We start from the raw sequence: 24,006 nt of genomic DNA on the forward strand, positions 1-24,006 counted from the left end.
CCATTGTATACTAAACAGAACGAAAGGTGATTTATGATGAAAGTATTAGTTGTTGGAGCAAACGGAACAACGGGAAAACAAGTGGTAGAAAAAGTTGCAAACAGCAAGCAGCACGAAGCTTATGCGATGATTCGCGACGAAAAGCAAGCAGACGCGTTAAAGAAGCTAGGTGCCAATGTTGTGCTTGCTGACTTGGAGCAAGATGTTTCAGATGCTTTAAGAGGTATGGACGCTGTCATATTTGCAGCAGGTTCTGGAGGACATACCGGAGACAAAAAGACAATCGCTGTAGATCAAAACGGTGCTAAAAATATCATTGATGAAGCAAAAAATCAAGGTGTAAAGCGCTTTGTTATGTTAAGTTCAATGGGAACAGACGCACCTGAGCAAGGACCAGAAGGCTTACAGCTTTACCTGCGTGCTAAAGCGATAGCGGATGAATACCTAAAGCAGTCTAATCTACAGTATACAATTGTACGACCAGGAACTTTATCGAATGATCAAGCTACTGGGAAAATTGATATCAATAATGATATTGAAGATAAATCTCAGACGATTCCCCGAGCAGATGTAGCAACCGTGCTTGTAGAATGCCTAAACGAAGAAGCTACGATAGGAAAAACGTTTGAAATGCTAGCTGGAGAAACTGAAATCGAAAAAGCTATTAAATTTACTCATTAATATAAAAGAGCGGATCTAAAGGTCTGCTCTTTTTCTCTTCCTAATATGAAAACATCTCCATTATGAAACAGAAATCTTAAGGGAATAGTATAGGAGAACATTTCATTTCAGGAATGAGGAGGCAGGACAATGGGACAAAATCGTCATTTTACACCGGGTCAAAAAGCTCCTAATAACGGAGTGTATATTGAAATTGGTGAAACAGGAAGCAACGTAAATAATCCTCAAAAGGTTAAATTAAAAGCAGGAGAGCGTTTTCCAGAGACGGCCAACGATGATCGCCACTGGACGTACATGCGCAAGCCTTAAATAGTAAAAAATAAAGAAGCCATTCTAAATTGAATGGCTTTACTTGTTTTCCTATTGCTGGGTATAATGAAATAAAGGTCAATAAAGGTCAAATGTATCGAAGGAGGATGTTCAATGGATATAAATAAAATGACCCAAAAATTGCAAGAAGGCGTGATGGAAGCACAGTCCGAAGCTATTAAACGAAATCAGCAGGAAGTGGATATTGCTCATTTGCTTTATACGCTCATTCATCAGCAAGATGGTATTGCTCCTCGCATATTAGATCATTTACATATAGATCATCAATCTTTTCAGCAGCAGGTAAATCAATTGCTTGCGAAAAAACCAGCCGTTACAGGAAGTGGTGCTGAAGCAGGGAAGGTTTATATTACGAATAAACTTCAGCAGCTGTTTGTTAAAGCTCAAGAAGAAGCATCTCGTTTGCAAGATGATTATGTTTCAGTTGAGCACATCTTTTTAGCATTAGCACAGGAACCGTCTTCTAGTGAATATGGCAAGTTATTTTCAAGTCACGGTATAACAAAAAAAGCTCTGCAAGATGTGCTTACCAGCCTTCGAGGAAATCAGCGAATTACAAGTCAAAATCCCGAAGTCACATATGAAGCGTTAGCTAAATATGGAAGAGACTTAGTAGCAGAGGTACGAGCAGGGAACATTGATCCAGTCATTGGACGAGACGGAGAAATTCGCCGCGTTATTCGCATTTTATCGCGAAAAACAAAAAACAATCCAGTTTTGATCGGAGAACCTGGCGTTGGTAAAACAGCGATTGTTGAAGGTCTAGCACAGCGTATTGTTCGCCGAGATGTACCTGAAGGATTAAAAGATAAAACCATCTTTTCATTAGATATGGGAGCTTTAGTAGCAGGAGCGAAATTCAGGGGAGAATTTGAAGAGCGTTTAAAAGCTGTTCTTCAAGAAGTTAAGAAAAGCAACGGTCAAATTCTTTTATTCATTGACGAGCTTCATACAATCGTTGGAGCAGGCCGTACGGATGGAGCGATGGATGCAGGGAATATTTTAAAACCAATGCTTGCTAGAGGAGAACTTCACTGTATAGGAGCTACAACTCTTGATGAGTACCGTCAGTATATTGAAAAAGATCCAGCGCTTGAAAGACGCTTTCAACAGGTGCTGGTTGAAGAACCTTCAGTAGAAGATACAATCTCTATTTTGCGTGGTTTAAAAGAACGATTTGAAATTCATCACGGCGTGAATATTCACGACCGAGCGATTGTTTCAGCAGCGGTTATGTCTGATCGTTATATCTCAGATCGCTTTTTACCTGATAAAGCAATTGATTTAATTGATGAAGCATGCGCAACCATTCGAACAGAAATAGATTCGATGCCATCAGAATTAGATGAAGTAACACGACGTGTCATGCAGCTTGAAATTGAAGAAGCGGCATTAAGTAAAGAAACAGATCAAGCAAGCATCACAAGGTTAGAGGCAATTCGAAAAGAAGTCTCTGATTTAAAAGAACGTGCAGATACAATGAAGCTGCAGTGGGAAAAAGAAAAGCAGTCGATTCAAACGGTGCAAGATGTCCGGGAGCAGCTTGAGAAAGCGAAGCGAGACCTAGAAGAAGCTGAAGGGAAATATGATTTAAATAAAGCAGCTGAACTTCGCCACGGACGCATTCCAGCTCTTGAAAAAGAACTAAAACAGCTGGAAGAAACAGCTGCTGAAAAAGCACAAGAAAACCGTTTGTTAAGAGAAGAAGTAACAGAAGAAGAAATTGCTGAAATTGTAGGAAGATGGACGGGAATTCCAGTATCAAAACTAGTTGAAGGGGAAAGAGAAAAGCTGTTGAAGCTTGAGTCAATTTTACAGCAGCGTGTAATTGGACAAGACGAAGCCGTATCCTTAGTGACGGATGCTGTGATTCGTGCACGGGCAGGCATTAAAGACCCGAACCGTCCGATTGGATCATTTATTTTCCTAGGACCTACCGGAGTAGGAAAAACGGAGCTAGCCAAAACGTTGGCACATTCTTTATTTGACAGTGAAGAACAAATGGTTCGTATTGATATGTCTGAGTACATGGAAAAGCATGCGGTCTCTAGGCTTATAGGAGCGCCTCCTGGCTATGTAGGATACGAAGAAGGCGGCCAGCTAACGGAAGCGGTGAGACGCAAGCCTTATTCAGTCGTTTTGTTGGATGAAATTGAAAAAGCCCATCCCGAAGTATTTAATGTGCTCCTTCAAATACTAGATGATGGAAGAGCAACAGATTCAAAAGGAAAAGTCATTGATTTTAAAAATACAGTCATTATTATGACGTCGAATATCGGTTCTCAATTTTTATTAGACGGTTTAACAAGTGAAGGCGAGATTACTGAAAAAGCCAGAGAGCAAGTGATGGCTCAATTAAGACAGCATTTTCGTCCAGAATTCTTAAATCGAGTAGACGACACGATTTTATTCAAACCGCTAACTGTTCATGAAGTAAAAGGGATTATTGATAAGCTATTGCTTCAGCTTGAAAAGCGTTTATCCGATCGTCATATTTCGTTAACGTTAACAGAAGAAGCAAAAAATTATATTGCAGCCTCCGGGTTTGATCCGGTATACGGAGCTCGCCCTTTAAAAAGGTTTATTCAAAAATATATTGAAACAAAAATTGCCAGAGAATTAATTGCAGGGAAAATTGAAGATTATAGTCAAGTGACAGTTGATGTAAAAGATGATGAGTTTGTTGTCAGCGTATAAGTTTTCTAAAAAGGCCATTCATGATAAATTGAATGGTCTTTTTTTGCTATTAAAAGCAGCTCTCTTTTTAAAAAAATAAAAAGAAATAAAAGAAAAATACATGAGAGCTAAGCGTAAAAACTTATTCAGTTTTAGGTTGTAGAATATATCTAATTCATTTATGATAATACAAAATGGGCAAAGGAGCATGAATGAGCACATGAAGGACCGTATAGAGCTTATATATGACGAAGCATACGATTTTATAGATCAGGCATTAACTAAAATAAGAGCGCTGGATAAAAATGATCTTCAAGCTGAAAATGAAGAAGTGCAGGAAAAGGCAGAACGGACAGAGTTTGCACTTCAAGCTGCACGAGATATTTTAGAAAATATGATTATCCCGGGTAAAAAATTGACTTTTATTTACGAAAAAGGTTCTGTGGTAGTAGAAATTCCCGATAAAAAATAAAAACGACTTCCTTTTATGGAAGTCGTTTTTATTTTGGCAATGCAAAGTGCTCATCAATGGATGCATCACTTTTTCGATATTGTCCGGGTGTCATATTGGTTGTTTTGCGAAATACTTTTGTTAAATAATTGGCATTTGCATAGCCGACGTTTTCAGCAATTTCTTCGATTGAATACTTGGTTTGATGCAATAGCTCGGCCGCTTTTTGAATGCGAAGCTTCGTTAAATATTGAATCGGCGTAATTCCAGTTGTTTGTTTGAATAACCGGCTAAAATGATAGCGAGATAAATGAGCTGCATCTGCCATTTCATCCGGACCGATTTCTTCATGATAATGATTACGGGCAAATAAAATAGAGCTAATGATACTTTCAGGCCAATCTTCTGTAAAACTGTCCATGCTTTTAATATATTGGTACAGCTCCATTACAAAGCGGTAAGATAAGCTTGAGGCATGAAATGGATCTGCTATATGTTTTTCACTTGCCCGCTTATATATTTGAGCAAGCAGCTGAACAGGTGCTGATTCAGGATGAAACCTAATTACAGGGGAGTGGGTTGACTGAATATAATCCCAGCATTTTTGTACTTCATCTCCGTATAATGTAAGAAAAATAAACTCCCAGTTTTCACTTTCCTTTGGTAAGTAATAGCGATAATTTCCAGGTATATTGACGATGAATGCTTTCCCAGCATCCACTTTATATTCTTGTCCATCTATTTCAATCATCCCGTACCCAGAAACCGTGTATTGAAAAATATATTTCCCTACGTCTTTTCGCTGATTTCCGCTCCAGTTATAAAGGGGAGAGAAAACTTCATCCCACCCAACCGACCATAGCTGCGCAACTTCATTTGTGCGGGATTCTAAAAACCTGTATGCGTACGTTGAATATTCTTGAGTTTGGAAATGTGAGAGCAAATTTTCACCTTCTTTTTGAAATAAAGTAGTACTTAATTCTTACTTTAACGTAATCGCTTTCATTTTTCTATAATTTTTTGAAAATATCGTGATTATTTTTAGGGAATGTCTCTAAATCTATTATTTTCTTATCATTTGCAAGTCAAGGCTCACATAAAGATAACACCTTTTTGGCGTAAGAGTAGTTCATCGTCAATTCAAAAGAATCATTTTTAAAGTGATAAGCAAAAAAGTACCGATTATCGATAGTAATTTTACCATTGAGGCAAGGAAAATTGGACTTTACAATGTACATATGAATCCGTTTCCAAAAAACTACTTAAAATAGGTGATAATAAATGCTGGAAAAATTAATCGAAGAGTTCAAACAAATATTTCATTCGTCAGAAGCTATTCGCTGCTTTTTTGCGCCAGGACGTGTCAATTTAATTGGAGAACATACTGATTATAATGGAGGGCATGTTTTTCCTTGTTCATTGAGTATAGGAACGTATGCGGTAGTACAAAAACGTCATGATCGAAAAATACGTATGTACTCTAAAAACTTCTCTGAAGCAGGCGTTATTGAATCCTCTTTAGAGCAATTAACGTACAAAACCGAAGATGATTGGGCTAATTATCCAAAAGGAGTAATGGACACCTTTAAAAAGCACGGATATGATCTTCCTTTTGGTTTTGATATCTTGTTTTTCGGCAACATTCCTAACGGAGCAGGGCTTTCATCGTCGGCATCAATTGAGTTAGTCACATGCGTACTTTTAAATAAAATTCTTGAATTGAATATTGATATGATGGACCTTGTAAAAATGGCGCAGCAAGCTGAAAATGAATTTATCGGCGTAAGCTGCGGGATTATGGATCAGTTTGCAATTGGAATGGGAAAGGAAAATCAAGCCGTATTGTTAAACTGTCAAACTCTTGAATACCAGTATAGCCCGCTGCAATTAACAGATGCTGTGCTCGTTATTTCTAATACAAATAAGCGAAGAGGGCTGGCAGACTCAAAATATAATGAACGCCGCATGGAGTGTGAAAGAGCGCTGTCAGACTTGCAAACTTCACTTTCCATTAATTCGCTTGGAGATTTAACCAAAGAGCAATTTGAAAAGCACAAATCTTTGATACAAAACGAAGTAGATTGTAAGCGCGCTAAACATGCGGTATATGAAAATGAACGCACAAAAGAAGCGGTTGCTAAATTGCAAAACGGTGATTTAAAAGGGTTTGGCCAATTGATGAATGAATCGCACTGCTCACTGCGAGATGACTATGAAGTAAGTGGGAAAGAACTAGATGCTCTTGTAGAAGCAGCTTGGCTGCAAGAAGGCGTGATTGGATCACGCATGACAGGTGCAGGTTTTGGCGGCTGTACAATTAGCATCGTACAAAAAGCACAGGTTGATAGGTTTGTTGAAAAAGTAAGGAATACCTATTATGAGAAAACGAGTTTAGAAGCTGAATTTTATGTGGTGACGGTTGGAGAAGGAGCGCGTGAACTCACATTAGAAGCAGTATAAGAGAAAACAGATAGAGAAAGGAACGAGTGTATGTCAGTCAACATTCATGAAGAAATCACCCGACTTATTCAATATGGTTTACAAAAGAATCTATTAACAAAATGGGATATAGATGTGGTGAGAAATAAACTGCTGGAAGTGTTAAGGCTCGACGAATGTATTATAGTAGAAGTCAATGAAGAACGTCTGGAACATCCAGCTGCTATTTTAGACAACATGCTTGATTGGGCTGCAGAAAACAATCGAATCGCCGAGAATTCTATCACGTATAGAGATTTATTCGATACCAAAATAATGGGATGCTTTGCAAGCATGCCTTCAGAGGTTAATCGGACATTTTATGATCACTATCAGCAAAGCCCTCAAAAAGCCACAAGCTATTATTATAAGCTGTCAAAAGACATTCACTATATTCGCAGAGATCGAATTGCTAAAAACGAAAGATGGGTAACAAACACTGACTTTGGAGAACTTGAAATTACCATCAACTTATCAAAGCCGGAAAAAGATCCAAAAGCTATTGCAGCAAGCAAATCATTGAAGGAAAGCAACTATCCGCTGTGCCTTCTCTGTAAAGAAAATGCTGGTTATGCAGGTCGCATTAACCACCCAGCTCGTCAAAATCACCGGATTATTCCTGTGGAATTGCAGGAAGAGCTGTGGTACATGCAGTTTTCACCTTATGTTTATTATAATGAACATGCCATTGTTTTTGCGAGTGAACATACACCCATGCATATTTCAAAGCAAACGTTTAAGCGGCTGCTTGCCTTCGTTGAACAATTTCCACATTATTTTTTAGGATCAAATGCAGATCTACCCATCGTAGGAGGATCTATTTTAACTCATGACCACTTTCAAGGCGGCTATCATGATTTTCCTATGGCTAAAGCAAAAATAAATAAATTGTTCTCTCTTAAAGCATATCCAGACGTGAAAGCTGGAATTGTTCATTGGCCGATGTCGGTCGTTCGTCTTCAAAGTTCGCACCTTGCACCATTAGTGGAAGCAGCGGATTTCATTTTGAAGAAATGGAAATCATATAGTGATCAAAGTGCTGATATTTTAGCTTTTACAGATCAAACTCCTCACAACACGGTCACGCCTATTGCTCGAAAAAGGGGAGATTTGTATGAATTAGATTTAGTACTGCGAAACAATCGAACACACGGCAAACATCCAGATGGCATTTATCATCCGCATGCAGAAGTTCATCATATCAAAAAAGAGAACATAGGTTTAATTGAAGTAATGGGGCTTGCGGTTTTACCCGGTCGTTTGAAAGACGAAATGAGTCTAGTGGCCAAAGGGTTAGTTCAGAATAACCTGAGCGAATTAGCCAGCAGACATGATCAAGTGAAAAAACACGTGAAGTGGGCCGAACAAATCAAGAAAAAATATCCACATATTGAAGCAGAAAATGTCCAAAGCATTCTCCAACAAGAGCTCGGTTTGGTCTTTGTAACTATTTTAGAACATGCAGGTGTATTTAAACAAACTGCTGAAGGGCAGCTCGCTTTCAGTCGCTTTATGAATTCGTTAAATGAAAAGTAAATCATTAATAAAAATGAGGGTGGAATAAAAGTAGTTTCGTTGATGGAAAATCCGAACGATGAATTGAGATTCTTGATGGAGAATCAAACTCGTTCGGTTTTTTTATTGGTAGGATGGACGTAGGTTTCATGTATGTAGCTGCTTTTAGCTGTTGATGGGAGAGCAAGACGAAGACTCCTGCGGGAAAAGCGGAACAGGTGAGACCCCGCAGGAGCGTAAGCAACGAGGAGGCTCACCGGCCGCCCGCGGAAAGCGACGTCTTGCACGGACATCAACAGCGGGGTAATAAGTAATTCATACTAAAGCATCTATCCAATTGGTTCTTTATGTCTGAATCTCGTTTTTTATACAGTTAATGCATGCTGTTTCAAAAGGATATACAGAGCCTGTGTTCCTTTATTATCATCGCCTTGTTTTTCGAGCTGTTCATAAAGCGATTTTGCTAATTTTAGCCCTGGTGTATACAGCTCCATTTCTTCAGCTGATTCAATGGCAATCTTCATATCTTTAAGGAAGTGTTTAATATAAAAACCTGGTTCGAAGTCTCCTTTAATCATGCGAGGAGCTAAATTACTTAACGACCAGCTTCCCGCTGCGCCTGTTTCAATACTTTTTAGAACAGTATTCGGATCTAATCCGGCTTTTTCAGCATAAAGTATAGCTTCGCATACACCCATCATATTAGAGGCAATAGCGATTTGATTGCACATTTTTGTATGTTGACCAGCACCAGCGCTTCCTTGAAGAACGATATTTGTCCCCATTTTTTCAAGTATAGGCGTAACGGCAGAGAATGCTTCAGAATCGCCTCCTACCATAATCGCTAATGTTGCTTTCTGAGCCCCAATATCGCCTCCTGAAACAGGAGCGTCAAGCGCATGAATGTGCTTCTCTTTTGCTGCTTGATAAATCTCACGAGCAAGTATAGGGCTCGATGTCGTCATATCAATTGTATAGCAGCCTTTCTTTGCATTATGTATAATGCCGTCTTTGCATAAATAAATCTCTTTTACATCGTGAGGGTAGCCTACCATGGTGATAATAACATCAGATTGTTCGGCCACTTCTCGAACGGTTTCTTTCCATTTGGCCCCTTTTTCAAGTAATGCTTGAGCACGAGTTTTTGTTCGTGTATAAACAAGGACTTCATATCCTGCGTCAATTAAATGCCCGGCCATGCTTTGACCCATAACGCCTGTTCCGATAAAACCAATTTTTTCTTTAGTCACAGCAGTATTCACTCCTAAAGTTAATAGTTTGATTATTCTAAAATTATATAGTTAAAGTTTGGGATAATCAATGATTCCGACTATATACAAATCTAGAAAAGTACTCTCAGTCCTGTGTCTTGAATACGAGGTAAGGAAAGAAAGTACTGAGAAGAGCCTATGCCAAAAGATAAAAAAAGCGCTGGCTTTACAGCCAACACTTTTTAGTGGTGATTATTTGCTGGTTTATTCGGTACACCCAGTTCTCCAATCAAAATTACAACTAGCGTGAAAACTACTCCAAGGATGGAAGCGGTTGCGAAACTGTAAGTACCGCCCGTCATTGCAGAGATTACGTACACTGCCATATTCATTAGTAAAAAGCCCCAAACAAAAGCCATTACGACACGCATTCTATTCACCTCGTTTACAGTACAGTTTGATTTCATTTTAGCATATAGCAGTCAAATAAGAAATTGAATTTTTTATGAATAAATAAGGGGCGTGTTCCCACATAGAAACAAAAGAGCAATAAGTCAGAAATAGGCATTATTCTAGTGCGCTTTTTGATGGTTCTATCATACACTGTATGGAACAACTAGTAAGTTACGGAGGAAGAGCTATGATACATCGACGCTTTTTTAGCTTAGATACGCAATGGAATGTCGTACATGTCCCTGAACGACCGAATGGTTTCGGTGTGTTAGTATTGGGTGATAAAGATCATTTTGTTGAAAGTTCAACTAGCTTATGGATTCAGCACGGCGGAAGGTCACAGCTGTTGCAATGTTTACAAGATGAAGGATACACAGTATTTTATTCCAATTTATATGGCCGGCATTGGGGGTCCCCTGAAGCATATCACCTTGCAAAACAACTTTATCATTTAGTAATGAAACAAGAAATTTTAAATAAACGAATTCATATTTTAGCTGAAGGAATGGGGGCTCTGTTAGCGCTGCAGCTAATGGAAAATGACGGGAATACGTTCATTCGATCAGCTGGTTTACTAAATCCATGTATTGATCTTCATACGCATGCAGAACATGAAAAAAACAATAAATTCTTTTATAAACAATTCACGAAGGACTTGACTCAAGCTTATAAAGTGGAGCGGAAGCAAGTATCAAAGCTAATTAAGGAGTACCCTTCTGTTACAGAATTAAAATCAACGCTGCCCGTGAAGATATGGACCGCGCCTAATGCCTCTACTCATTATCCAATTGCACACAGTAAAAAATATGAACTACATCGTGAAGAACTTCACTCTCCGATTATGCTTTCACTTTATTTGCCGGAAAAAAACTATTTGTTTGAACGGTCCCTTCTCCAATTTTATAAACAGCATGAAAAAGTGTTATAAGCAAAGCTTCTATGATTATACATATCATAGGGGCTTTTTGTATAAGAGATAAAAGGAAAAAAAGAGTTCGTGATGCTTTTACAGATGAACTTCTTTGAAATAAGGAATGAGTACTCTCTATAACTATAGGGCTTTAAGCTTTTTGTTGAATAAATGATGAATGAAGAATTGGAGGAAGCGATATGGGAAATGTAGTAGTAATAGGGGCAAACCGCTTTATTGGTTTTCATTTATGTATGGCTTTTTTAGACGAAGGTACAGAAGTAAAAGGATATACACATTCTGCTCATAAAGAAGAAGATGATTTGCAGGAAGAGATGAAATTTTTCTTAGGGCGAAACGCTAATTATGCATCGACTGAAGTAGGAGAGTCATTAGATATGATTACCTCAGAAACGGATATTGTCTACTTCACGTATTTCGATGGAGGAGATTTTTATCATCCTGCTTTTTTAAGACAAGAAATGCAAAAAGCCCAGCAAGTGCTCATTCAAGCACTTAACAAATGCCGTCAATTCAACATTCGATTTGTGTTTGTTTCTACCATGCGCGTATTTGGAGACCAGCAGCGAAAGATTGAAGAAACAACGATTCCAGAACCGGACAGTAGTGAAGGAAGGCTATACGTTCATTTTGAGCGAATGATAGAAAAATATAAAGATGATGGATGGCCCATTATAATTGTCAGAACGCCGACTCTTTACGGACCTTGGCAGCCTTTGTCAATGTGCTATTCTAAAAATATTGCCGGGTACGAAGAAGCTTTTAACATTATGGAAGGCACGGATTTTATTATTTATATTGAAGATGCCGTCAGTGCACTTAGACTCTGTAAAACTGCTGCATATTCATATGAAGTGGTTCATTTAGTTGAAGAAAAGTTACAGCCTTGGAGCGCAGGAGCAAACATTACTCATATGGAGGTGAAGGAAGAAGCGGCTCAAGAAAAATATGAAATCAGCAGGAAAGCGAAAGAACTGCTGCATTTTTCTTCAAGAGTAACGGCTAAAGAAGGCATTTATCTGCAAAAAAAACATATGAGAACATTCTTTTTACCTCTTCATTAAAAGGAGAAAGTTGTACTTATAGAATAGATTCGCTAATATAAGGAGGAATAAATGTTTTTTAATAAAGGAGATTTCACTATGGAAGAGCAAAATATGCAATTCATGCAAATTGCAATGAAGTACTTGCCAGAAGCAAAGCAGATCTTAGATGAAACAGGCGTTGAGTTATCAATGGAACACGTGCAGCCGGTATTGACATTACTAACAAAAGTAATGAGCGACGCCTATGAGCTTGGCAAGCAAGATGCATTAGCTGAAAATGAAAACAACTAAAGAAAACAGCTCGGTAGAATCCGAGCTGTTATTTTTGTTTGGAAAATAAATCGACTAAAGGGGCAAACTGTTTAAGAAGAGGAGCTAGTTCTTCGACGGCGAGTACAATTTCATCGATTTGTTTAAATAATCTTTCCCACTCCTCTCGCTCTCTTTCTTCTCTTGATTTTCTGCCCCCAGCTCCAAACATAAAATCAGAAAAAGCTTCATTTCTTTGTCTTCTTGCCATGATACTCATTCCTTTCACTATTTTAATGGTGGGTAAGTTCTTATCTAATGTCCCATACTAGAGTAAGAGGGTCCCGTATGATTACTATATGTAGCATGATAGATACCTGAGTAGGACGAACACCTATATGGACAAAAAATAAAAAATGAAGTAAAATTAGTACCAACTCATAATAATTGATTATATAATCGATAAATGAAATGACGGATATAGGTTTTATAGGAATATAAGCCTTTTATTTAAAGGAGAGGTTGATATGAACGCTGGTGTTCTAGGAATTGGACGTTATGTACCAGAGAAAGTTGTAACAAATTTAGATCTTGAAAAAGTAATGGATACATCAGATGAGTGGATTCGTACGCGCACAGGTATTCAAGAGCGCCGAATTGCAGCCGATAACGAGGACACATCTGATTTAGCTTATAAAGCAGCAGTTGAAGCTTTACATAAAGCTAACGTCGAGGCAGAAGATATTGACATGATCATTGTTGCTACGGTAACGCCAGATCAACCGTTTCCTACAGTATCATGTATGCTACAAGAAAAATTGGGAGCAAAAAAAGCAGCTTCTTTTGATGTGAGTGCCGCATGTGCAGGGTTTATGTACGGCATGATTACAGCTAAGCAATTTATTGAAACCAATGCTTACAAGCATATATTAGTGGTCGGTGTAGAAAAGCTTTCTAAGATTACAGATTGGGACGACCGTAACACGGCTGTTTTATTCGGAGACGGAGCAGGTGCAGTTGTAATGGGACCTGTATCAGAAGGACGAGGTATTTTATCCTTTGAACTAGGGTCCGACGGTACGGGAGGCAAGCACTTGTATCAAAACGAGCTTGATCATATTGTCATGAACGGACGTGAAGTATTTAAGTTTGCTGTTCGACAAATGGGGGAATCTGCTGTTAATGTAATTGAAAAAGCAGGTTTAACAAAAGAGGATGTTGATTTTCTTGTACCTCATCAAGCGAATATTCGTATTATGGAAGCTGCAAGACAGCGATTAGACTTGCCTGAAGAAAAAATGTCTAAAACAATCCAATACTACGGCAATACATCAGCAGCATCGATTCCAATTTCAATTGTTCATGAGCTTGAAGCAGGGAAAATTCAAGATGATGATTTAATTGTAATGGTTGGCTTCGGAGGCGGCTTAACATGGGGAGCTATTGCTATTAGATGGGGAAAATAACACTACATTTTTAAAGCAACTGAAGGAGATGAATGTACGATGAATAAAAAACGTGTAGTTGTAACAGGACTTGGTGGGCTTACACCAATTGGAAATGATGTAGAAACAGCTTGGAAAAACGCAGTAGCAGGCGTGTCTGGCGTTGGTCCTTTAACAAGACTAGATGCAGATGAATTCCCGGCTAAAGTAGCGGCTGAAGTAAAAGATTTTAACGTGGAAGATTTTATTGACCGCAAAGAGGCTCGTAAGATGGATCGCTTTACTCAATATGCAATGGTAGCTGCATTGGCGGCTGTTAAAGATGCGGATTTGACTATTACAGAAGAAATTGCTCCAAACGTTGGCGTTTGGATTGGTTCTGGAATTGGCGGTATGGAAACGTTTGAAAACCAATATTCAACGTTATTAGAAAAAGGTGCCCGCCGTGTAAGTCCATTCTTCATTCCGATGATGATTCCTGATATGGCAACAGGACAAGTTTCTATTGCTTTAGGGGCGAAAGGCGTGAACTCTTGTACGGTAACGGCATGTGCAACAGGTACAAACTCTATTGGTGATGCGTTTAAAGTAATTCAACGCGGAGATGCAGACGTGATGGTGACGGGCGGTACGGAAGCGCCAATCACGCGTTTATCTATTGCTGGTTTCTGTGCGAATAAAGCACTTTCTACAAATCCAGATCCTGCAACAGCATCTCGTCCGTTTGATAAAGACCGCGACGGCTTCGTTATGGGAGAAGGTGCGGGTGTTATTGTGCTTGAGGAGCTTGAACATGCACTAGCGCGCGGCGCACGTATTTATGCTGAAATTGTGGGCTATGGTTCGACAGGAGATGCTCACCATATCACAGCGCCAGCTCCAGGAGGAGAAGGCGGCGTTCGTGCAATGCGTCATGCGATTGAAGATGCAGGCCTACAGCCAAGTGATATTGATTACATCAATGCTCACGGTACAAGTACAGGATACAATGATAAATTTGAAACAATGGCTATTAAAGAAGTATTTGGTGACCACGCTCAAAAAGTAGCAATTAGTTCAACAAAGTCAATGACTGGCCACTTGTTAGGAGCTGCTGGTGGAGTAGAAGCTATTTTTAGTGTGAAAGCAATTCAAGACGGTATTCTTCCTCCAACAATTAACTATCAAACACCTGATGAAGAGTGCGATTTAGACTACATTCCAAACAAAGCGCGTAAGCAGGAAGTAAAAGCGGTGCTAAGCAACTCACTTGGATTTGGCGGTCACAATGCAACAATCATCTTTAAAAAATACGAAGCATAATGAAAAATTCTAGGCTGATGCCTAGAATTTTTTTATTTTTAATAACCAAAAGAGTAGCAGTGAACATATCATGAAACAAAAGGATGAAGAAAGTGAGGGGAAAACATGCCGATTGTTTCAACTTCTACTTGGACGGAGCCGAAAGAAATAAGCCGTTATCTTGCGCGCTATTTTAAGAAATTAAAAGAAAAAGAATATATGGAATTACTTTTTAACTATGGAATGTGTCCGCCTTCTTTAATGTTTATAAAAGAACTAGAAGAAATGAAGAAAAGACAGGTTTGGAAGAAAGTTAAAGCACATTACGAGATGCTTAAAAAAGCATGGAATGGGCCCGATGTAGCGGTGTTAGTGCTTCCAAGCAATCCTAGAAATCGAAAAATGCAGCGTGAATTTAACGGAAGAGCAGGTGTCGCTTTTACCGATAAATTATTTGTGTTTATGACAAGTCATACATCCGATGAAGAAATGTTAGCGGTACTTACCCATGAATACCATCACGTTTGCAGGCTAAAAGCCATTAATAAATCTGATGAAACGATTACTTTGTTAGACGCTATGATGATGGAAGGGTTAGCTGAAAGAGCTGTAGAGGAGTATTGTGGTAAAAAATATTTAGCTCCTTGGACAAATTATTATACCATTGAAGAAGCTAAAAAAATGTGGGAAAAGCATGTTAAACCTTATTACAATCTGCACGCTGACGAAAAGAAATATGATCAACTGTTATTCGGTCAAAATTGGTATCCAGAAATGATGGGCTACAATATTGGTTATCATCTTGTTACTTCATGTATGAAGCCTCACACTTTAACTACTACCCAGCTGCTTCCTCTTAGCACCAATACTATCTTAAAAAAATCTGCGTTCCAACTGTAAAAAAACAAGTTCTATATACCTGAAGTTAAAAATAGTAAATTTTATCCTATTTCCAACAAAAAATTAGGAGGTTTATGCGTTAAAGTGCCGAAGAGATATTCAGAAATCATTATTTTAAAAATAAAAAATATAATTAATTTTCAAAATATATTGATTTTGTAATAAAATTGTAATAATATCTTATTCAAATATAACAATTTTTAGAAAAATGAGGTGTGCACTATAAATGGATAAAAAGCCCGTCGAATCAACACCTTTACTAGAAGTGAAAAATTTACAAACTGCTTTTTCCATTAATGATTCCTGGCATAATGCTGTGGACGACGTGTCGTTTCAAGTCGGACGAAAGCGAATTGTAGGAGTTGTAGGAGAATCTGGCTGTGGAAAAAGCGTATTGTCTTTATCCGTTATTGGGCTATTACCTAAAGTGAATAGTCAAATTAGAAGCGGAAGCGTTTTATTTAAAGGAAAGAATCTTACGCACTTATCAGAAGATGAGATGAATGATGTGCGGGGGAAAGACATCTCAATGATTTTCCAAGAACCGATGACATCCCTTAATCCTGTGTTAACCATTGGGTATCAGCTGCAGGAAGTATTGTTTAACCATATGAATATATCGAAAGCGGAAGCGCGTGAAAAAAGCATTGCGCTTTTAAAAAGCGTTGGTATTTCGAGATCTGAAAAGCTCGTCGATGAATATCCGCATCAGCTGTCAGGAGGAATGAGGCAGCGTGTCATGATTGCCATGGCGGTAGCTTGTCAGCCTAAACTTTTAATTGCTGATGAGCCGACAACAGCCCTAGATGTTACGGTTCAAGCTCAAATTTTAGAATTGCTAAAAGAGATTCAAGAAAGCAATGATATGTCTATTATTATGATTACACATGATTTAGGAGTAGTTGCTGAGATGTGTGATGAAGTGATTGTCATGTATGGCGGAAAAATTGTTGAGCATACAGATGTTGATACGTTATTTTATGCCCCAAAACATCCGTACACGAAAGCGCTTCTTCACTCAATTCCACGCATGGAAGATGATGTAGAAGTATTAAATACGATCAAAGGAATTGTGCCTTCTCTTGTAAACATGCCGCGGACAGGCTGTCGTTTCGTTAACCGATGTCCTCATGCAATGGAAGACTGCAGTTCCGTTACGCCTGTTCTTCGCCAGGATTCACAGGGGCATGATGTCGCATGTCTGCTGTATAAAAATAGCTATCCGTCAAAAGGAGTGAAGACAAGCTAATGACTAAAGCGGTGAAAGATGTATTGCTAGAAGTTCAGCATTTAAAAACCTACTATCCTATTTACGGCGGATTTTTTCGAAAGAAAATTGGTGATGTAAAAGCAGTTGACGGTATTTCTTTTGCTATTCGAAAAGGAGAAACGCTCGGTCTAGTAGGAGAATCTGGCTGTGGAAAATCCACGGCAGGAAGAACGATTCTAAGACTGTTAGAACCAACTAGCGGAAAAATTATTTTCGATGGTAAAGATATCACAGAAGTAAAAGGAACTTCTCTCCGTAAAATTAGACAAGATTTTCAAATGGTTTTTCAAGATCCCTATGCTTCCCTCAATCCAATGCAAATGGTTGGAGATGTTATTTCTGAACCAATTCGGAATTTTACAGGAAAATCAACCAATCAATTAAAATCAGAAGTTATGAATCTACTTACAAAAGTAGGGTTACCGGAAGATGCATACTATAAATATCCTCACGAATTTTCCGGTGGACAGCGTCAGCGGATTGGAATTGCACGTGCACTTGCACTTCGTCCAAAACTTATTATTGCTGATGAACCGGTATCGGCACTCGACGTTTCTGTCCAATCACAAGTTTTAAACCTTCTTAAAGAACTTCAACAAGAATTCGACCTAACCTTTTTATTTATTGCCCATGATTTGAGTGTTGTTAAACATATGAGTGACCGTATCGGTGTTATGTACCTAGGCGGTTTAGTGGAAATTGCTGATAAGAAAAGTCTATACGCAGAGCCATTGCACCCTTATACGCAAGCGCTTGTATCGGCTATACCTGAACCAGATCCGCGAAAGAAAAAACAGCGTATTATTTTACAGGGAGATGTCCCAAGTCCAATTGATCCGCCAAAAGGCTGTGCGTTTCATCCTCGCTGTATACATGCCATGGCAGAGTGCAGCCAAACGAAACCTGCCTTAAAGGAGGTGAGACCTGGCCATCAAGTAGCTTGCCATTTATATAACTCGTAAAAGCTACATACGAACAGATTATTAGTTAAATAGGGGGAACGTCATGATGAAAAAGAAATCGTTTTTATCACTTGTTTCCATTTTGCTTGTGCTATCGCTTTTTCTAGCGGCATGCAGCGGTGGAAGCAGTTCTTCATCTTCTAGTAATAAAGAAGGCGGAGAAACAAAAACTGAAGGTGCGAAAACAGACAAGCCAAAAGATGGGGGAACGATTACGTATGGGATTGACGGAGCGCCGGAAGGGCTTTTTGAGTACGCATTGTATGGTAGTGCATATGATAGCCAAATCTTAGAATTTATCAATGAAGGTCTCTTTACTTATGATAAGAAATTAAAGATTAAATCTGACTTAGCTACTTGGGACGTGAGTGGTGATAAATTAACTTACACGTTTAAATTAAAGAAGGGCATTAAGTGGCATAACGGAGATCCATTAACTGCAGATGATTTTAAATATACGTATGAAACGATTGCCGATAAAGACTATACAGGTCCACGCTATGTAAACGTTGAGCATATTAAAGGCGCTCAAGAATATCACGACGGCAAAGCGGATTCTATTTCTGGAGTTGAAGTAGTAGATCCGCAAACATTTAAAGTAACGTTTAAAGAAGTTCGTGTAAATAACTTAGACAATCTGTGGCCGTATCCAATGCCGAAAAAGTACTATGAAGGAATTGCTGTAAAAGATCTTGCAGAGTCCAAACAAGTTCGTAAAGAGCCTATTGGTGTTGGACCGTTTAAAGTGAAAAAAGTGGTAGCAAGTGAATATGTCCAAATGGAACGTAATGATGATTATTGGAAAGGTAAACCTCACCTTGATGGTGTTGTTGTAAAAGTACTGGATCCATCTGTTTCCGCCGGAGCATTGAAAAAAGGCGATGTCGACATTATGGATGTTCGCCCAGCTGATCTAGGGCAAGTTGAAAAAGCAGAAAACTTAGACTTTTTGGAAGGGAAATCAACTAGTTATTCGTATATTGGTCTACGATTTGGACATCGTGATCAAAAAGCTGGTAAAAACGTAGATGATTACGAAAAGTTCAAAGATCTAAAACTTCGTCAAGCATTGCTTTATGCAATAGATAGAAAAGCAATGGTAAAAGCATTTATGAACGACAAAGCGGTTGTTTCTAACACAGTTATTCCGTCTGTATTCTGGATTGCTGCTGACCAAAAAGATTTAACAAAGTACAAGTATAGTCCTGAAAAAGCTAAAAAATTATTAGCTGAAGCTGGTTATAAAGACAAGAATAATGACGGTTTTGTAGAAGATCCAAACGGAAAACCATTTACGATCTCATTCGGTCACTATGCTGGTCCAGCCAACTTCGAGGGTCGTGCGAAGGCTATTATGCAAGCATGGAATGATATTGGTATTAAAACAAAATTAGCAACGGGTTCACTTGTTGAATTTAACTTGTACAATGAAATGAAAGATAACGACGATAAGGCGTTAGAAGCGTTCTTTGGTTCTTGGGACACTGGTTCAGATCCAGATCCTACAGGATTATGGAGCTCTGATGCTGAATGGAACTATGGCCGTTGGGTAAATAAGGAATCTGATGAAATGCTTAAAGACGGTTTGAGTGAAAAATCATTTGATGATAAATACCGTAAAGATGTATATGTAAAATGGCAAAAATTCTTTAATGAGCAGCTGCCAGCACTTCCTTTATGGGAAAATATCAATATTTATGCTGTGAATAAGCGTGTGAAAAACGTAACTCTAGATCCATCAACGGTAGTTGTAGATCCGGAGAAATGGTCTGTAACGGAATAAGTATTTTACATGTAAAGGAGAGTCAACGATGCTGCAATACTCACTAAGACGTATTTTAGGGATGATTCCAATGTTGATTCTGATCTCCTTTGTTGTGTTTTCCCTGGCAAAAATGATGCCAGGGGACCCTTTTGGGGGAGAAATCAACCCTAGTAATACAGATCCAAAATACATTGAGGAAATGCGTGATAAGCTAGGATATAACGATCCTATCTACGTTCAATATTGGAACTGGGTAAAGGGAGTGGCACAAGGAGATTTAGGAAAGTCAACAACTCATAAGTTACCGACATTAGATATTATTTTAGAGCGTATGCCTAATACTATCTTTTTAGCTTTGACTTCGCTTTTGATTACGTATGTGTTTGCATTTATTTTAGGTATGTATGCAGGAAGAAAACCGTATACCTTAGCAGATAACTTTATTGCAGGATATAATTACTTTGCATTAGCGGTTCCATCGTTTATCGCAGGAATCGTAGGCATTTATTTATTTTCCTTTCAGTTAGGTTGGTTTCCATTTAGCGGTTCTGTTGAAGTAGGATTGAAAGAGGGATCATGGGAATTTATTCAAAGTAGAATTCATCACGTTATATTACCCGCGCTGATTCTTGGCTTGATGTCGACCGCGCAGTATACCCAATTTTTGCGCAATGATATTATTGAAAACAGTCGCAAAGATTTTGTACGCACAGCTAGAGCAAAAGGGACAAAAGAATCTAAAATTTATAATGTTCATATCTTACGCAACTCAATGATTCCGCTTATTACGTTTTTAGGGTTTGATCTTGTAACAATCATTAGCGGTTCTATCATTACAGAAACGATCTTTACGTATCCAGGAATCGGAAAGTTGTTTGTTGACTCTGTAGCAACTCGTGACTACTCAGTTATGATGTCGCTTACAATGTTGTTTTCAATTTTAACACTGGTTGGGAATCTGGTTGCTGATTTGTTATACGGCGTAGCAGATCCGCGTATTCGTTTGGATTAGGAGGAGAAAGTATGGAAATTGTAACGAAAAAAGATGTACAGCCAGAAGTGAATATGAAAGCTCCTAAAAACCTTTCTCCATGGGCGATTGCGCGAAAGAAGTTTGTTAAAAATAAACTAGCCATGATAAGTTTAGCTTTTATGATTGTGATTACGCTTCTTGCCATTTTTGCACCGCTGCTTACAAAAGCAGATATTACACGTATCGACTATATGGCGATGAATGCAGCGCCTTCTAGTGAGCATTGGTTTGGAACGGATACTAATGGGCGAGACGTATTTGCACGTACATTGTATGGAGGAAGAACTTCGTTACTGATTGGAGTTGCTTGTACAACACTCGTTATTTTAATCGGAACTCTTATTGGTTCGATTGCGGGTTATTACGGAGGCAAAGTGGATCAATTCTTAATGCGTTTTACAGACTTTGTATTAAACTTTCCGCTAATTGTTTTCGTTGTAGTGTTAAATACAATCCTAATTGGAAAGATCTCAGGCGTTTGGACGCTTATCCTAGTTGTTAGTTTCCTAAGCTGGGGAAGTACGGCCCGGTTGGTTCGAAGCAAAATCTTGGCTGAAAAAGAAAATGAATATGTGCTTTCAGCTGTTTCCATTGGGTGCAGCCCGTTTAAAATCATCTTTAAACATTTGCTGCCAAATGTATTTTCAACGATTGTGGTTCAAGCCAGTTTGCAAATGGCGATCCTCATTGTGTTTGAGTCAGCGATTAGCTTTATCGGTTTTGGCGTGCCGGCTGATACGCCAAGCTGGGGGAATATGCTGACAGAAGCAAGGGAATCAGATGTGCTGCAGAATAAGCCTTGGATGTGGGTTCCGCCAGGTTTAGCTATTACATTTACGATCCTAGCTATCAACTTCATTGGTGAAGGATTAAAAGATGCTTTGAATCCCAAATCTCTTCGTTAAAAATCTATCACAAAAGTGTGATAGATTTTTTTAGGTTTGTCAGACCTCCTGACAAACCTATTACTATAGAAGAAACTCGGATTTTTTTCTGCTTATAGGGGTGGATATAGCTCATGAAGCCTTTAGTAATCATTAGCACTGGCGTTATATCTGAGCTTCGAAATAAGTGCATTTGAATAATAGCCAAAAACGAAGGCATTTTACAATTGATTTTTAGAAAAATAACATCATTTGGAATAAAAATTCCTTTCTCTGCCTATACTGATGGATAACAAACAGATAGTAAGTGAGGGGTAAATTATGCTATATCTTCATGATGTATGGGTTAATTGGTTTGAAGGCGAAGAAAACGGTTATAATGTGTGTCATTTCCATGAGTGGAGAAAAGACGATTGTGTAGAACTGCTCGATCAAGCACCGTTATTAAAAGTAAATCCGCTTTTATTTCATTACATTGAAAATGATCTTTCCGAGCTACCTCAACAACTACTACAAGATGTCTATCAGAAAGCATACATTCGGAAAAATCATGAACGCACGCAGGTTGAATATTGTTTTATCGTTACAGATGGAACGAATATTTTAGCAATTGATACGATGGGATATCATATTCCGATTCGAAAAAGCCGCTTAATTCCAAGACAAGAACAGTTAGTCTATGAGATGATTGCGGATCAAGAAGAGCTAGAATATAAGTTCAGTGAAGACGAGCTGAATAAAAAAGAGCATCATATTCTTTCGCCGTCTCCTGAAACGATGAGAGGACTAACACGTAAAGAACGTCAGCTAAAACAGCTGTTATTTATGGCACTTGATCAGCTACATACAACAAAAAATACTGCTCAAATCCGCTACTGGTACACAGAGTGGAATCCAACGAAGTACGAAGACATTCAAGAGATGTCGTTTCAAGACGTATGGAATCAGCTATACGATGAAACGAAGTCAGGGTGGTCACCGAAGCATAAATTATTATGCGAGCGCTTAGTAAAAGGACAACCTTTCTTTGAAAAACTTTGGGAAATTGAACAAGAGCCAAAAGTTAATTAAAAAAACGACTGCATAGCAGTCGTTTTTTTAACGTTTACGGCCAATTCCCATTGCGTTTCGCATTTTGCGAAGCATTTTATTAGCCGTTGCATTTGCTTTATCGGCACCTTGATCTAAAATATCATCTAGCTCGCTAGAATCAACTAATTCATAATATCTTTCTTGAATTGGAGCGAGTGCTTCAGCTACTACTTTAGCTGTGTCAGCTTTAAAGTCACCATAACCTTTGCCTTCGTACATTGCTTCAATGTCTTCGATCGATTTATTGGCTAGGATTGAATAAATACTTAATAAGTTTGAAATACCTGGCTTATTTTCTTTATCATAGCGAACAATACCTTCTGAATCCGTTACGGCACTTTTGATTTTCTTTTCAATTGTTTTTGCGTCATCCAAGAGCGTAATGAAAGCTTTTTGGTTTGGATCGGACTTGCTCATTTTTTTCGTAGGATCTTGAAGAGACATGACGCGTGCGCCCACTTTTGGAATACGTACTTCAGGAATAGTGAAGATATCATTGTATTTTTTGTTAAAGCGCTCAGCTAAGTCACGCGTTAATTCTAAATGCTGTTTTTGATCTTCACCAACTGGAACCAAATCGGTGTTGTATAAAAGAATATCAGCTGCCATTAATGGAGGATAAGTTAGTAATCCTGCTGATACTGCCTCTTTTCCAGCAGACTTATCTTTAAACTGAGTCATACGTTCAAGTTCACCGATATACGCTACGCACTGTAGCATCCATCCCGCTTCTGTGTGGGCGGGCACTTCCGATTGAATAAATAAAGTCGATTTTGCTGGATCAATTCCTACTGCTACATACAGAGCAGCGAGGCTGCGAATGTTTTTACGAAGTGCTAAACGATCTTGAGGCGTTGTAATCGCATGCTGATCTACAATACAAAAATGACAGTTATAGTCATGTTGAAGTTCAACAAATTGCTTCATCGCTCCAATGTAGTTACCTAAAGTGATTGTACCGCTTGGTTGAATACCTGAAAAAATTGTTTTCATCAAATCTTCCTTTCATCTGCACATATATGATGCTAATTTACGGATACAACATAAAAAGGCCCATCCGCTCCTAGCATAAGCTAGGGGCGAATGGACCGCGTTGCCACCCTAATTAGCACAAATAATTGTGAACTATCTTTATTCATATAACGTTGAGGTCAACGTTCAAGCTTTGCACTTGAAAGCTCCAAAGTCCATTCTGCAGGTTTCAATGTTTGTTCTCACCAGCCACAAACTCTCTAAAAATGAAAATTCTGCATACTACTCTTTTTCACAGCTTTAATTATATAGTTATTCGTTATTATAACGCGAAAAAGCAGGAATTTAAACATCTTATCGCTAAAAAGTTTTATAAGACAA

Annotated in this window: 24 protein-coding genes and 1 other annotated feature; of the genes, 19 read left to right on the plus strand and 5 right to left on the minus strand. The window is 38.5% G+C overall.

Translation table 11 applies throughout. The features are described 5' to 3' along the window. Window positions 1–36: 36 nt before the first annotated feature. From ACFX4N_RS17355 to ACFX4N_RS17370, 4 genes are all read left to right on the plus strand, one after another. A complete protein-coding gene (locus ACFX4N_RS17355; protein ID WP_013055393.1) occupies window positions 37–681 on the plus strand; it encodes an SDR family oxidoreductase in 645 nt (214 codons plus the stop codon). A 129-nt stretch (window positions 682–810) separates the two neighbouring features. Further along, window positions 811–990, plus strand: a complete 180-nt coding sequence (locus tag ACFX4N_RS17360; protein ID WP_013055394.1) for a YjzC family protein — start codon at window positions 811–813, stop codon at window positions 988–990. Window positions 991–1,104: 114 nt separating this feature from the next. After that, the gene (gene clpB, locus ACFX4N_RS17365) at window positions 1,105–3,708 is read left to right on the plus strand and encodes an ATP-dependent chaperone ClpB (protein ID WP_053486826.1); all 2,604 of its coding nucleotides are present in this window, start codon (window positions 1,105–1,107) and stop codon (window positions 3,706–3,708) included. Window positions 3,709–3,907: 199 nt separating this feature from the next. Then, window positions 3,908–4,159, plus strand: a complete 252-nt coding sequence (locus ACFX4N_RS17370; RefSeq protein ID WP_014461601.1) for a hypothetical protein — start codon at window positions 3,908–3,910, stop codon at window positions 4,157–4,159. A gap of 28 nt (window positions 4,160–4,187) precedes the next feature. On the opposite strand, the gene ACFX4N_RS17375 is transcribed toward ACFX4N_RS17370, so the two are convergent. Next, window positions 4,188–5,081 (minus strand): helix-turn-helix domain-containing protein, encoded by an 894-nt coding sequence (locus ACFX4N_RS17375; protein WP_013055396.1) that lies wholly within the window; start codon window positions 5,079–5,081, stop codon window positions 4,188–4,190. A 338-nt stretch (window positions 5,082–5,419) separates the two neighbouring features. On the opposite strand from ACFX4N_RS17375, the gene ACFX4N_RS17380 reads away from it, so the two are divergent. The 3 genes from ACFX4N_RS17380 to ACFX4N_RS17390 all read left to right on the plus strand — a co-directional run bounded on the left by ACFX4N_RS17380 (window position 5,420) and on the right by ACFX4N_RS17390 (window position 8,438). Next, complete coding sequence (locus ACFX4N_RS17380; RefSeq protein WP_013055397.1) at window positions 5,420–6,598, plus strand: galactokinase; 1,179 nt, start codon at window positions 5,420–5,422, stop codon at window positions 6,596–6,598. Window positions 6,599–6,628: 30 nt separating this feature from the next. Further along, on the plus strand, window positions 6,629–8,152 hold the full coding sequence (galT, locus tag ACFX4N_RS17385; protein WP_192100499.1) for a UDP-glucose--hexose-1-phosphate uridylyltransferase: 1,524 nt from the start codon (window positions 6,629–6,631) through the stop codon (window positions 8,150–8,152). 151 nt (window positions 8,153–8,303) lie between these two features. After that, window positions 8,304–8,438 carry a hypothetical protein gene (locus ACFX4N_RS17390; RefSeq protein WP_257128769.1) on the plus strand — a complete coding sequence of 45 codons (135 nt, stop codon included), beginning with the start codon at window positions 8,304–8,306 and terminating at the stop codon, window positions 8,436–8,438. 58 nt (window positions 8,439–8,496) lie between these two features. Here ACFX4N_RS17390 and ACFX4N_RS17395 read toward each other — a convergent pair whose 3' ends face one another. Next, the gene (locus ACFX4N_RS17395; protein ID WP_192100500.1) at window positions 8,497–9,381 is read right to left on the minus strand and encodes an NAD(P)-dependent oxidoreductase; all 885 of its coding nucleotides are present in this window, start codon (window positions 9,379–9,381) and stop codon (window positions 8,497–8,499) included. Between the two features lie 203 nt (window positions 9,382–9,584). Further along, the gene (locus ACFX4N_RS17400; protein WP_013055400.1) at window positions 9,585–9,773 is read right to left on the minus strand and encodes a YjzD family protein; all 189 of its coding nucleotides are present in this window, start codon (window positions 9,771–9,773) and stop codon (window positions 9,585–9,587) included. A 176-nt stretch (window positions 9,774–9,949) separates the two neighbouring features. On the opposite strand from ACFX4N_RS17400, the gene ACFX4N_RS17405 reads away from it, so the two are divergent. From ACFX4N_RS17405 to ACFX4N_RS17415, 3 genes are all read left to right on the plus strand, one after another. Continuing rightward, window positions 9,950–10,723, plus strand: coding sequence for an alpha/beta hydrolase (locus tag ACFX4N_RS17405; protein WP_225519197.1), 774 nt, complete (start codon window positions 9,950–9,952; stop codon window positions 10,721–10,723). Window positions 10,724–10,905: 182 nt separating this feature from the next. Further along, window positions 10,906–11,790, plus strand: a complete 885-nt coding sequence (locus ACFX4N_RS17410; protein WP_013055402.1) for an NAD-dependent epimerase/dehydratase family protein — start codon at window positions 10,906–10,908, stop codon at window positions 11,788–11,790. A 78-nt stretch (window positions 11,791–11,868) separates the two neighbouring features. Continuing rightward, window positions 11,869–12,063: a ComZ family protein gene (locus tag ACFX4N_RS17415; protein WP_029324748.1), complete on the plus strand. Its 195-nt coding sequence runs from the start codon at window positions 11,869–11,871 to the stop codon at window positions 12,061–12,063. A 28-nt stretch (window positions 12,064–12,091) separates the two neighbouring features. Here the strand turns inward: ACFX4N_RS17415 and ACFX4N_RS17420 are convergent, their stop codons facing one another. After that, window positions 12,092–12,292, minus strand: coding sequence for a hypothetical protein (locus ACFX4N_RS17420; protein WP_057274291.1), 201 nt, complete (start codon window positions 12,290–12,292; stop codon window positions 12,092–12,094). Between the two features lie 256 nt (window positions 12,293–12,548). Between ACFX4N_RS17420 and ACFX4N_RS17425 the strand changes: the two genes are divergently transcribed. The 9 genes from ACFX4N_RS17425 (at window position 12,549) to ACFX4N_RS17465 (ending at window position 22,632) form a co-directional block, all read left to right on the plus strand. Further along, window positions 12,549–13,487, plus strand: coding sequence for a beta-ketoacyl-ACP synthase III (locus tag ACFX4N_RS17425; protein WP_013055404.1), 939 nt, complete (start codon window positions 12,549–12,551; stop codon window positions 13,485–13,487). A 39-nt stretch (window positions 13,488–13,526) separates the two neighbouring features. Next, window positions 13,527–14,768: a beta-ketoacyl-ACP synthase II gene (gene fabF / locus ACFX4N_RS17430; protein WP_013055405.1), complete on the plus strand. Its 1,242-nt coding sequence runs from the start codon at window positions 13,527–13,529 to the stop codon at window positions 14,766–14,768. A gap of 105 nt (window positions 14,769–14,873) precedes the next feature. Further along, window positions 14,874–15,647 (plus strand): DUF2268 domain-containing putative Zn-dependent protease, encoded by a 774-nt coding sequence (locus ACFX4N_RS17435; protein ID WP_057274292.1) that lies wholly within the window; start codon window positions 14,874–14,876, stop codon window positions 15,645–15,647. Between the two features lie 226 nt (window positions 15,648–15,873). Further along, on the plus strand, window positions 15,874–16,896 hold the full coding sequence (locus tag ACFX4N_RS17440) for an ABC transporter ATP-binding protein (RefSeq protein WP_013055407.1): 1,023 nt from the start codon (window positions 15,874–15,876) through the stop codon (window positions 16,894–16,896). Continuing rightward, entirely contained in the window at window positions 16,896–17,879 is a 984-nt protein-coding gene (locus ACFX4N_RS17445) for an ABC transporter ATP-binding protein (RefSeq protein ID WP_192100501.1), read from the plus strand. The genes ACFX4N_RS17440 and ACFX4N_RS17445 overlap by 1 nt, the downstream gene beginning before the upstream one ends. Window positions 17,880–17,922: 43 nt before the next feature. Then, window positions 17,923–19,662, plus strand: coding sequence for an oligopeptide ABC transporter substrate-binding protein (gene opp4A / locus ACFX4N_RS17450; protein ID WP_013055409.1), 1,740 nt, complete (start codon window positions 17,923–17,925; stop codon window positions 19,660–19,662). 28 nt (window positions 19,663–19,690) lie between these two features. Beyond that, window positions 19,691–20,656, plus strand: a complete 966-nt coding sequence (opp4B, locus tag ACFX4N_RS17455) for an oligopeptide ABC transporter permease (protein WP_013055410.1) — start codon at window positions 19,691–19,693, stop codon at window positions 20,654–20,656. An 11-nt stretch (window positions 20,657–20,667) separates the two neighbouring features. Beyond that, a complete protein-coding gene (opp4C, locus tag ACFX4N_RS17460; RefSeq protein ID WP_013055411.1) occupies window positions 20,668–21,582 on the plus strand; it encodes an oligopeptide ABC transporter permease in 915 nt (304 codons plus the stop codon). Window positions 21,583–21,882: 300 nt separating this feature from the next. Continuing rightward, window positions 21,883–22,632, plus strand: a complete 750-nt coding sequence (locus ACFX4N_RS17465) for a YjbA family protein (protein WP_013055412.1) — start codon at window positions 21,883–21,885, stop codon at window positions 22,630–22,632. A gap of 27 nt (window positions 22,633–22,659) precedes the next feature. On the opposite strand, the gene trpS is transcribed toward ACFX4N_RS17465, so the two are convergent. Further along, window positions 22,660–23,649 (minus strand): tryptophan--tRNA ligase, encoded by a 990-nt coding sequence (trpS, locus tag ACFX4N_RS17470; protein ID WP_029324755.1) that lies wholly within the window; start codon window positions 23,647–23,649, stop codon window positions 22,660–22,662. 76 nt (window positions 23,650–23,725) lie between these two features. Next, window positions 23,726–23,930: a binding site (T-box leader), on the minus strand. Between the last annotated feature and the right edge of the window lie 76 nt (window positions 23,931–24,006).

It is taken from the genome of Priestia sp. YIM B13551 (assembly GCF_042787905.1).
GTDB lineage: Bacteria > Bacillota > Bacilli > Bacillales > Bacillaceae_H > Priestia.